Source organism: Clostridium sp. YIM B02506 (assembly GCF_022324845.1).
Taxonomy (GTDB): domain Bacteria; phylum Bacillota; class Clostridia; order Clostridiales; family Clostridiaceae; genus Clostridium_T; species Clostridium_T intestinale.
Genome location: NZ_JAKGTG010000009.1, coordinates 101557 through 113189, shown reverse-complemented (window position 1 = coordinate 113189; position 11633 = coordinate 101557). Strand labels below are relative to the sequence as shown.

The window sequence follows — 11633 nt, the reverse complement described above, 5'->3', positions numbered from 1 at the left end:
CCTACTGGGGCTACTGGTAATATTGGCCCTGTAGGTCCTGTTGGTGCTACCGGCCCTACTGGCTCTACTGGTCCTATTGGTCCTACTGGAGCTACTGGCCCTACCGGTTCTACCGGTGCTGTTGGCCCTACCGGTCCTACTGGTGACACTGGCCCTGTTGGTCCTACTGGAGCTACTGGTAACATTGGCCCTGTAGGTCCTGTTGGTGCTACCGGCCCTACTGGTTCTACTGGTCCTGTTGGTCCTACTGGTGCTACTGGCCCTACCGGTTCTACCGGCGCTGTTGGTCCTACCGGTCCTACTGGGGCTACCGGCCCTACTGGTCCTACTGGAGCTACTGGCCCTACTGGTCCTACCGGTGCTACTGGTCCTACTGGTCCTACCGGTGCTACTGGTCCTACCGGTGCTACTGGTCCTACCGGTGCTACAGGTCCTACTGGTCCTACCGGTGCTACTGGTCCTACCGGTGCTACCGGAGCTACTGGAAGTATTGCATCAGGATATGCCTCTTTCTTTAGTACTACAGCAGCAACAAATAATATAGAAGGATTAATATTTAAGATATTTGAATTTAATTCTGTTGTTCCATCCAATGTAACTTTAGGGGCTAATGGATCAGATATAACTGTACAAATTAGTGGAATATATCATATAACCTTTTCTGCTAATGCTACAGATACAAACAATTCTTCTATAAATTTATTTGTGAATAATTCCGATATCCCTGGAAGTATTATCTCATTCCCAGGCACAAGCGGAGAAGCTGTTGGCCATATAATTTTATCTTTATCTACTTCAGATGTATTAAGATTAAGAATAAATGGTACTACTGATTTTATAGATTCAGGTGTAACAGCTTCTATAACCCTAATGAGAATAGCTTAGTATTAGACTAAAATTTTGAGGCCAGTATTTAATTAAATACTGGCCTTTATCATACACACTTTCTATATTCTAGAAAACTTTTCATCAACCTTAATTCCTAATGTTCCATCTTTATAAACTGTCATGATTTCCACTAAAATATTAAGAGAAGGGGAAATTCCATAACATTCAACTACTACATATTTATTTTCATTTCTATGATGCATTACCAAATCATAATCTTCTCTCGCTAGTTGAAACTTCTGCCTATCTGCTAAGTATAGAGATATATTTTTAGTAGTATTCGGTTTTATTTTCTTAGCTTTTGAACCCATAAGCTCTATAGAGTCAAAAGAAAAATAGATATCTTCTATGATCTGCGATGTATTATTTCTTATATAAACTATTGGTAATAATTGTGTTTGCATACTAATCTACCTCATAAAACAATTAAATATTATTTAACAGCTTAAATAGTTTTCCTCAATTTTTATTCCTAAACTTCCATCATTATAAATCTTCATAATCTCAACCAAAATGTCCCTTATATGCTCCGCTCCATAGGCCTCACTTATTGTATATTTATTTTCTTTTCCATGATTCATTATTAAATCATAATCTTCTCTTTCTAGCTGATCTCTTTGTCTATAAGTTAGATATAAAGATACATTCTTAGTTGTATTAGGTTTAACCTTTTTAATTTCTGATCCTATAAGTACCACATTATCAAAAGAAAAACTTATATTTTCTATATTTTCCTCTGTGTTATTTCTTACATATACTATCGGTAATCTATTTAATCCTTTATTTGGGCCTCTATCTAGTCCTTGTGATCCATTCATAAATTTTCCAAACATATACACCCCTCCAGATTTTTGTAAAATTCTCACTTATATAATATATTCTACAATTCTACCTTAAATCCTTTTGGAGTAATGAAGCTACTATATTACTTTTCTATATAATTTATTACATGTTTTATCACCATATTTATACTTCCATCACCATTTCTAACTATTTCAAATTTAGAATTATCGTGGTAAGCTTCCTCATCTATATATAAATCTATTTCTTTATCTATCTTTAGTCTAACTCTTTTTAATTTTTTCTCCACATATTGTTTATCTATCTGAACCTCTTCATTTAATCCCTGAGATATAATAAAATCATCAAATGCTCTTTTCGCCTCTGGTTCTTCTTTAAAAAGCTCATTAGAAAGTTCAGGTATATTTATCTTCTCTTCTTCTTTTAGTTTACTTTTTATAGTTGTTCTTATCTTCTCTGCCTTATCAGCATCCTGATTAATGTTATTTCTGGTCCAAGTTTCTGTTGCTTTCATAAAGCTTTTAGTCATATCTCTTTCATTTGTTATAACTGTACAACCTAAAAAATGATTTATAAAATAATTAGAACCGTACTCTTCTTCCTCTTTATTTTTCTTTTGCTTATCAATCACCATTAAGTTAAAATCTTGATCCTTTGCTAATGGTTTTATAAAAGCACATTTTTGTATTCTTTGAGAAGATGCTGGTAGTCCACCATATTGTTGGATTATACCAATTCCTATTTTATCATCCAAAAAATCTACTTTATGAGCAAAGTTCCTTACATAGTCCATTTTTAATAAAGCCAACATGATTCCTTGGTCTGTAGATATTGATGCAACCACTAAATCACAGGATGGAATATTTCCATTCCCCTTCATTATTGCAAACAGTTGTCTTCCCATTTCTTGAGATATAGAAACCAAATCAGTATTCGCACCATTTAAATACTCTTGAGATAACTCTTTTACTATATTTCTCTCTGGATTAAATACGGCATACTTTAGTTCCTCATCTTTTAAGGCTTTTTCAATATGTCTATATATATACTTATAAATTTCATCACCTAAATCTAATTTATATTCATTTAATATTGGTTCGTCTGAGTTATTATCTAGAATATGAATAACCGCCTCTACAATATTTATATCATTAACGTATTCCATAGGGGTACCTCCATTATAGTCCTGTATATTTCAGTCCCTATTATATCACATATTTTTATAGGTATTTATCTAGAATAATAATTTGATTTATAATAGAATTAAATTTAGGAAAGGACTGATATTATATGAAAGAGTTAGAAACCCGTATTATCGATATAGATTTAGATAAGTTTCGCAGGGATTTAAAAATGATTAACGCTGAAAAGGTAAAAGAAGAAAATCAGATTAACAATATATATGATTTTCCAGATAGAAGACTTCTATCAAAAAAGGGTTATGCTAGAATTAGAATAGTTGAAGATTTATTAAACAGAAAATCTTTTAGCTTTATTACTACAAAAAAAATGCTCTCTCAAGAGAGATTTAAAGTTATGGAAGAGAATGAAACTATTATTGAAGATGGGGAAGTTGGTAAAAAAATATTTGAAGCCTTAGGATTAGAACTTATTGATTCAATAAAGAAATATAGAGAAAGTTATAAATACAAAAACACTTTAATTGAAATAGATATTAATGAAAAAAGTTTTTGTCCTTTTCCCTATGTTGAGTTTGAAACCTCTTCTGAAGAAGAACTTAAAGAAATCTTAGAACTTTTAGGTTATAGTTTGGAGGATACAACTTCCAAGACAATATATGAAATATTAAAAGACAAGGGAATATCCTCTGAAAAAGGGTTGTAATCTCTGCAAACCCGCATTAACACTATATATAGTTATATAGTTATATAGTTATATATATATCTATATATATTCCTTGATCTAAAAAAACAGTAAAGCTTAAACTAAATTCATTTAATACTCGTATTTAGTTTAAGCTTTACTTGTATTCAATTTTAATATTTTAAAAACTACTTTCCCTTATTATAAGTTCTGTAGCTATACTAACTTTTTTGCTGATAGTCCTGTCATTTAATCTTTCTATCAATAAATCTACTGAAGTCTCACCCATAAGTTCAGTATGTACTTTAATAGTACTTAAAGATGGATAAACATATTGAGCTATACTTATATCATTTATACCTATAATATTTACTCTATCTGGAACAGCTATTTTATTTTCATTTAGTGCTTTAAGGCATCCAATAGCTAGAGAATCACTTCCAACTAAAAATGCTGTTGGCAAGTTATCCTTATGCTCCTCTAAAGCTTTTTTCATTAAATCATAACCATCACTTGCAGAGTATTTTCCTATATACATATACTCTTCCTTAAATAAGTTCTTTTCTTTTAAGTAACTTTTATAAATAACTTCTCTAGAATCATTTATCTCTGATGTTCTATCGTTAAAGGTTTCTCTTCCACCGATATATCCTATTTCTCTATGCTCTTTTTCCATTAAATAATCTAATATTTTTTTTGTAGCTATCTCGAAATTGGTTATAACACAATCATATTTTTCTTCGTCTGGAGCATAATCCACAAATACTATATTACTTGTTATCTTAGCTAAATCTTCTACCTCTTTCTTGCTAAACTTTCCTACAGCAACAATTCCTTGTATCTTTTCCTTCATTAATTCATCAATATTGTTTTTAAAAAACTTTACTATAGCCAAGTTATTTTGTTTACATCTGTTTTCTACACCTATACGAATAGACATATAATATAAATCATTTAATTCTTCTTTTTCTGTATACCAATGAATAAGAGCTATCTTAGCCAATGTTTTTTTCTTTGGTTGTCTTTTCTCATAAGACAATTCCTCTGCTACATTAAAAATCTTTTTTTTAGTATCATCACCTACTGATAAAGTCTCATCATAATTTAAAACTCTTGAAACTGTAGCTATTGACACTCCTGCTTTATCTGCAATATCTTTAATTGTCGCCATTATTTTCTCCTTTTAAATTAATAAATATTATATATATTTCAATTATATCTTTATTTTAACTAAAATTCACCATTCTTTTCTTTGAATTTAACTATACTTTTACTCAGTAAGTAAATTTAATTGTACATGGTTTAAAAACTCTCATAATATTGTTTTGAGGCTCTAAATTTAGAGCCTCAATTTTTCTATATTATTTCTTTAATAAATCTTCTAAAGTTTTCTTTACCTTTTTCATCTCTTTTAAATACTCCAGCATATTCTAAGACCTTAAGAAACTTTTTAGCAGTTTCAATTTTAACTATTTCTTGAGCATTATCCTTTTTTACTTTGCTTTTATAAATCATCTTTAATTCTTCTGCCCAAGGTTTATGATACTCTTCTATTAGGTTATCTTCTCCTAATATATATTTTTCAACTTCCTTAAGTTCATCCTTCAATCTACCTGGTAATACCGCCAGCCCCATGACTTCTATTAATCCTATATTTTCTTTCTTTATATGATGAACATCATCATGGGGGTGAAATATTCCTAATGGATGTTCTTCAGTAGTTCTATTATTTCTAAGCACTAAATCCATCTCAAAAAATCCATTTCTTTTTCTGGCAATTGGCGTTATTGTGTTATGAGGTATATCTCCAGTATAGGCATATATATCTGCCTCTTTATCAGTATATCCTCTCCAAATATTTAAAATCTTCTCCGAAGCATTTGTTAATTCCTCAATATCTTTACTTTTTAAACGGATTACTGACATTGGCCATTTAACTATAGAAGCTTCAATATTAGGGTATTCTGCAATCTTAAAAAACTCCTCAGCTTCTGCTCTTTCCATAGCGAATTCATATCTTCCACCTTGATAGTGGTCATGAGATAATATTGACCCTCCTACTATTGGAAGATCTGCATTTGAACCAATAAAATAGTGTGGAAACATATCAACAAAACTTAATAATCTGCTAAATGCTGCTCTATCTATTTTCATATCCCTATGAATTTTTGATAATAATATACAATGTTCATTATAATAAGCATAAGGCGAATATTGTAAAAACCACTCTTCCTCAAATAAATCAACTCTTACCATTCTATGATTTGCTCTAGCAGGATGTCCTGCTCTTCCTTCATAGCCCTCATTTTCTATACACAATAAGCATTTAGGATAACTACTACTTTTTACTGCTTTTTCTTTAATTATATCCGTAGGATTTTTTTCTGGTTTTGATAAATTTATAGTTATATCTATATTTCCATACTCTGTATCTGCTTTATAATTTATATTTTTTGCTATAGCTTTTGTTTGAATATAATTACTATTTTTACTCAAATTAAAGAAGTATTCTGTAGACTCTTTAGGATTAATTTTATAGTATTTATAAAACCTATCGTTAACTTCAGATGGTCTTGGCATAAAACAATTCATAATATTTGTAGATAATATATCTTTCTCATGAAAGCTATCTTCAATTACTCCTACTTCTATAGCATACTTAACTATATCCTCTAATAGATCTGGTATACTTTTATCAATTTTTATATCACTTTTTATAAAATCATTTAATTTTAGCTGGGCCAATATCTGATTTCTTACATATACCTCATCTTGTTTATCTATAAGACAACATTCAATTGCTTTATTTAATAACCCTTGTATTACTTCATAAACAAACATAATTATCCTCCAAAATTGCTATTCTTTAAGTTCTCCAGCCCCATCACCTATACTTGCTATATAAAAATCCGCTTCATATCCTATAATATTTTTATATTTATTTCCCACATTTTTTATAAAATCCCCTGTATTTTTCTTTTCAACCATTGCAATAGAACATCCACCAAAACCTGCTCCAGTCATACGAGCTCCAACTACTCCTTCTTGCTCCCAAGCAGCTTCAACTAAGGCATCTAATTCTTTTCCAGTGACTTCATAATCATCTCTTAAGGAAATATGCGACCTATTCATCAATTCACCAAAAGCTAAGATATTTCCTTTATTTAATTCATCTAAAGCTTTAAGGGTACGTTGATTTTCATAAACAGCATGTTTGGCACGCTTAGTTAAAATTTCATCATCTATTACATGCTTATTTTTTTCAAACTCCTCTTCACTAAGTTGTCCTAATGAATTAATATCAACTACCTTTTGTAATCTTCTTAAAGCCTCTTCACACTCTCCTCTTCTTTCGTTATATTTAGAATCTGCCAATTCTCTACGTTTATTAGTATTCATAATAACTATGTCGTAGTTTTCTAATTTTATTGGAGCGTATGAATACTTTAAAGTTTCACAGTCAAGTAAAATCCCACATTCCTTTTTCCCCATTCCTATGGCGAATTGATCCATAATTCCACTATTAACCCCTATAAACTCATTTTCAACCTTTTTACCTATCTTAACCAAATCGATTCTATCTATATCTAATGAAAAAAGACCTTCTAGTATCACTCCAGTTGCTAGCTCTATTGATGCTGAAGAAGATAATCCTGCTCCATTAGGAATATTGCCATAAAAAACTATATCTACACCAGCATTAATCTCATAACCAGCTTCTTTTAAATAACGAATCATCCCTTTAATGTAGTTTGCCCAATCATGCTTTTTGTTATAGTCTAATTCTTCAAGACCAAATTCTATTACACCTAGGCTTTGAAAATTCATAGAATACAAGCGAAACTTATTTAAGTCATTTTTTCCAGCTAAGCCATAAGTCCCAAAAGTAATAGCTGCTGGAAATACATTCCCACCATTATAGTCTGTATGCTCACCAATAAGATTAATTCGACCTGGAGCAAAAAACACTCTAAAATCTTCTTTTCCAAAAATTTTTATAAACTCATTTTTACATTCCCTTAAATCCATAATACTCTCCACCTTTTTAATTCATAGTTATTTTAGTAAAATATATCTTTTATTTACTTTAATTTTACTTCTTTTTTACTTAGGTAGTCAATAGATTTATTAAAGGTTTTCATAAATTTTTAAACATAAAAATACCACCAAAATTTCTTTTAGTGGTAACTTTTATAATTTGTTTATTTCACTTGCTACATCTTCTGGCAGCTTAGAATTTATTAACATTCCACTCGACAACTCAAATCCACCAAGGCTTATTTTTCTTGGATATATATCTAAGAAAAAATGAAAATTTTCATCTTCTAGAGAATAAAATCCTAAATTATAAGGAAAATCTTCTAATACTCTTCTTAATTTACTCATCACCTTTTCATATATTTCAGCAAGACTTATTAGTACTTCCCCTTCTAAATCTAAAAGTGATCCCTTATGTTCTAATAAAGCTATTCTTATTTGATATGCATTTACTGACGCAAAAGGAGCATAAGCAATAAAATGATTATTTCTAGCTACAATTCTCAAATTATCATTTTCTTCTTTTTCCCTTTCTTCACAAACATCACACGTTTCACCACATAGCTCTAAGTACTTCTTAGGTATATGATCAAGTGCAATTATTTGAGAATGAGGATGCTCTAAAGATGCCCCTCCGCCTCTCTTACAATTTTTAAATATCTGTACATACTTTATCTTTTCATCTTTTTTAATATTATTTATAGCTACTTTATATGCCCTTAATACCTGAAAAAATCTTTCTTGTGTTATTGTATTTTCATCTCCATTATGATTACTATCCTCAATAACCACATAATGATGTCCATAATTATCTGCCTCATCTATACTAACCACAGGATATTTATTATTAATAATTTTTATACCAAAATTATTCTTAAACTCAACAACTTCATCCATGCTCTCATCCTCATTTCCTGGACAAAAAGGACAATCTTCTCTATATATCTTAAGTGGTTTTTTTACTGTATCTTCAAAATTATTAGGTCTATTCTCTCTCTTTTTAGCAAAAACAATATTTGACTTAGTTAAAAAATCATATCTAATATTCTTCATTAAACTACCTCTCAAAGTATATTCCTTATAATTAGTATACACCTTAATGCTGTAGAAGTCTCGTAGAGGCTTCATCAAATTCATTTCAACTTCTGATCTTTTGATTTTCTAAACTTCTGCTCTTCTGATGTTCTAAACTTTTGATGTTCTGCACTTCTATACTGTAGGAGATTCCGCAGGAATGCTCCATCAAATCTTTATCACTTCTTTACTGTAGAGACTTCTCCTCAAGTCTCATTAAATTCCTTTCTCTCCTTATCTTATACCTACTATAAAATTATATATGTTTATCCTCTTCAGCCCTTTTGCTTCTGCTATTTAAAACTTTCTATACAAAAAAACTGCCACATTTAGCTAAATCTAATAGCTAATGTGACAGCTTATATAAAAATTACATACTTAATTCAAATTCTTTATCTTCTTCTTCAAAAGCAGCTCTATCTAATTCATTTTCTGATGCTGCTACTAAAGTTGATACTACTGCTGCTCCAGTAACATTTGTAGCTGTTCTAGCCATATCTATTACTGTATCAACTCCAAGTACTAAAGCAAGTCCTTCAATAGGTAATCCCATACCTGATAACACTACTGTTGCCATTATTGATGCGGTACCAGGAACCCCTGCTGTACCTATAGATGCAACTGTTGTTAATCCTATTAATAAAAGATAACTAGAGAAGTCCATTGGTATGTTAAATACTTTTGCTACAAAAACTGCAACTATTGCTGGATATAATCCTGCACATCCGTTCATTCCCATGTTAGCCCCTAATGGTGCTATAAATGTTGCAAGTTCTTCTGAAACTTTTACTCTTTCAGTTAAAGTTTTTATTGTTACAGGTAATGTACCGTAACTGCTTCTTGTGGTAAATGCTACTAATTGAGCAGGGAAAATCTTTTTAAAGAACTTCACTGGATTTAATTTTGCTACGAAAGCAATAAGTCCACCTTGAACTACAACTACTTGTATTATTGAAGCTAAGTATACTGCTCCTATAACTTTAATTAATGGTAATAAACTTGATATACCGTATTTAGCTGATACTTGAGCCATTAATGCAAATACAGCGTATGGAGTTAATTGCATTACGAATCTTGTAACTCTAAACATTATTTGTGAGAAAGATTTAAAGAAATCTTTAACTGGCTTTACAAGTTCAGGTTTATTATGACCTTCTACTATTATTGCTACTGCTACTATTATTGAAAACACCATTACAGGTATTATCTTTCCACTTGCTGCTTCTGATACTGGGTTTGCTGGAATTAAATCTAAAATTATCTGTGAAAATGTAGGAATCTCTCTAGCTTTAAACTCTTCTGATGCAACAAACTGTACGCCATCACCTAAGTTAAATGCTAATGCAATAACTGTTCCTATTACTGCTGCTATTGCTGTTGTTAAGAAAAACCACCCTAATGTTTTTAAACCTATTTTCTTTAATCTTGCTGGGTCTTCTAAAGCTGTTATACTAGTAATTATAACTGAAACAACTAAAGGTACAACTAAAGCTTTAATAAGATTAACATATGCTCCACCTATGGGTTGTATATATTGAACATCATTTTGGAAAAATGAACCTATTACTACCCCTAAAACTAGAGCTAATAAAACTCTGTTTCCAAAACTAACTTTCTTAGTCTTTAAGAAATAAATTAGTGCTAAAATTAATACTGATAAAACTATTCCCATTATGAATTTCCTCCTTGAAATTTATTTTTTTGTTTTTTGGGACATAAAAAAATTCTGCCTCTATAATTCAGAGGCAGAATATACTCCGCGGTTCCACTCTGATTGAATATGCATATACACATTCATCTCATTTTCTCTATAACGTGAGAACCCGTACCACCTACTATTATTTCGGTTTAAAGCTCCTAGGTGCATTTCAATTATATTTCCTTAGAACTTTTTCACCACTAAGTTCCTCTCTGTAAAGTATGTATAATTTACTTTTCCTAATCACAGCTTACATTCATATAATTCCTATAACATTACTGTGAAATTAGTATATTTCATTTTCTTACATATATCAATCCTTGTTTTATTCAAAATTTATTAACTATTTTAATTTTTATAGGTTTACACTCTCATTATCTCAATAATTTGTATAAATTATTAAATAATAATTTTAATTAATAAATCTGCCCATAGAACTAAATTCTATGGGCAGATTTTTATTTATTACATTTTTATAGTTTTTCTCTTCGTTTACCTGATTCAATAAAAAGTTCTTTTAGCTTATATATATCAGCCTCTTTCACCGCATCCTTAATGAAATCTAGTTGCTTTTCAAAATCTTCTATACTATTTAGTAGATTCTCTTTATTACCTAAAAATAGTTCACTCCATAATTCCTCATTTATGTTAGCTATTCTAGTTAAATCTCTATATGAATCTCCAATAAATGACCCAGTATCGAACTCTTGATTATCGCTATTTATTAACGCTACAGCAATTGCATGAGGTAATTGAGAGGTAAAAGATATGATTTTATCATGATCTTTTGGTGTTATCTTTCTAACCTTTTTAAAGCCTATTTTTAACACTAATTCTTCCATAAGCTTTAAATTAGCTTCCTTATTTTTACTGTGTGGAGTTAAAAGATAATTAGCTCCTTTAAAGACTTCCTTTGAGGCAAAATCTATTCCTTTTTTTTCTCTACCAGCCATAGGGTGACCAAATATAAAGTCTACACCTTCTGGAATTATATCTAAAGCTTCAGCTATAAAAGTTTCTTTTATACCTGTAACGTCAGTTATAATAGCTCCATCTTTGAAATTGTCTTTATTCTTTTTAAGAAAATCTATAACAAGAGATGGATATAATCCAATTATTATTAAATCACTTTCTTTAATAAACTCATCTCCAGATGTGCATCCCTTTGTTATTATCCCTAAATCTAAAGCCTTTTCTAAAGTGTCTTTATTTCTATCCACACCATAAATTTCATGCTCATTTAAAGCATTTAATGCCATTGCAAAGGAACCACCTATGACTCCTAAGCCTATTATAGTAATCTTCATAT

General features: G+C 30.4%; 11 protein-coding genes and 1 other annotated feature. Of the genes, 2 read left to right on the top strand and 9 right to left on the bottom strand.

What is annotated here, in order from left to right:
- Positions 1–885, top strand: an 885-nt coding sequence (locus L1S49_RS23205) for a hypothetical protein (protein ID WP_275299560.1), incomplete at its 5' end; no start/stop codon positions are given.
- A 62-nt stretch (positions 886–947) separates the two neighbouring features.
- Here the strand turns inward: L1S49_RS23205 and L1S49_RS09410 are convergent.
- The 3 genes from L1S49_RS09410 to L1S49_RS09400 form a co-directional block, all read right to left on the bottom strand.
- Complete coding sequence (locus L1S49_RS09410) at positions 948–1292, bottom strand: hypothetical protein (RefSeq protein WP_238903855.1); 345 nt, start codon at positions 1290–1292, stop codon at positions 948–950.
- Positions 1293–1325: 33 nt separating this feature from the next.
- Positions 1326–1721 carry a hypothetical protein gene (locus L1S49_RS09405; protein WP_238903853.1) on the bottom strand — a complete coding sequence of 132 codons (396 nt, stop codon included), beginning with the start codon at positions 1719–1721 and terminating at the stop codon, positions 1326–1328.
- Between the two features lie 92 nt (positions 1722–1813).
- Positions 1814–2854 carry a nucleoid-associated protein gene (locus tag L1S49_RS09400; RefSeq protein WP_073020725.1) on the bottom strand — a complete coding sequence of 347 codons (1041 nt, stop codon included), beginning with the start codon at positions 2852–2854 and terminating at the stop codon, positions 1814–1816.
- Between the two features lie 125 nt (positions 2855–2979).
- On the opposite strand from L1S49_RS09400, the gene L1S49_RS09395 reads away from it, so the two are divergent.
- The gene (locus L1S49_RS09395; protein WP_073020723.1) at positions 2980–3534 is read left to right on the top strand and encodes a CYTH domain-containing protein; all 555 of its coding nucleotides are present in this window, start codon (positions 2980–2982) and stop codon (positions 3532–3534) included.
- 160 nt (positions 3535–3694) lie between these two features.
- On the opposite strand, the gene L1S49_RS09390 is transcribed toward L1S49_RS09395, so the two are convergent.
- The 6 genes from L1S49_RS09390 to L1S49_RS09365 form a co-directional block, all read right to left on the bottom strand.
- Positions 3695–4684, bottom strand: a complete 990-nt coding sequence (locus L1S49_RS09390; RefSeq protein ID WP_238903850.1) for a LacI family DNA-binding transcriptional regulator — start codon at positions 4682–4684, stop codon at positions 3695–3697.
- A 185-nt stretch (positions 4685–4869) separates the two neighbouring features.
- The gene (galT, locus tag L1S49_RS09385) at positions 4870–6354 is read right to left on the bottom strand and encodes a UDP-glucose--hexose-1-phosphate uridylyltransferase (RefSeq protein WP_238903848.1); all 1485 of its coding nucleotides are present in this window, start codon (positions 6352–6354) and stop codon (positions 4870–4872) included.
- Between the two features lie 18 nt (positions 6355–6372).
- Complete coding sequence (locus L1S49_RS09380) at positions 6373–7542, bottom strand: galactokinase (RefSeq protein ID WP_238903846.1); 1170 nt, start codon at positions 7540–7542, stop codon at positions 6373–6375.
- Positions 7543–7704: 162 nt separating this feature from the next.
- Positions 7705–8604 carry a DUF4931 domain-containing protein gene (locus L1S49_RS09375; protein WP_238903844.1) on the bottom strand — a complete coding sequence of 300 codons (900 nt, stop codon included), beginning with the start codon at positions 8602–8604 and terminating at the stop codon, positions 7705–7707.
- Positions 8605–8995: 391 nt separating this feature from the next.
- Positions 8996–10297 (bottom strand): dicarboxylate/amino acid:cation symporter, encoded by a 1302-nt coding sequence (locus L1S49_RS09370; RefSeq protein ID WP_238903842.1) that lies wholly within the window; start codon positions 10295–10297, stop codon positions 8996–8998.
- A gap of 66 nt (positions 10298–10363) precedes the next feature.
- Positions 10364–10580, bottom strand: a binding site (T-box leader).
- Between the two features lie 217 nt (positions 10581–10797).
- Positions 10798–11631 carry a prephenate dehydrogenase gene (locus L1S49_RS09365; protein WP_238903840.1) on the bottom strand — a complete coding sequence of 278 codons (834 nt, stop codon included), beginning with the start codon at positions 11629–11631 and terminating at the stop codon, positions 10798–10800.
- Positions 11632–11633 lie beyond the last annotated feature (2 nt).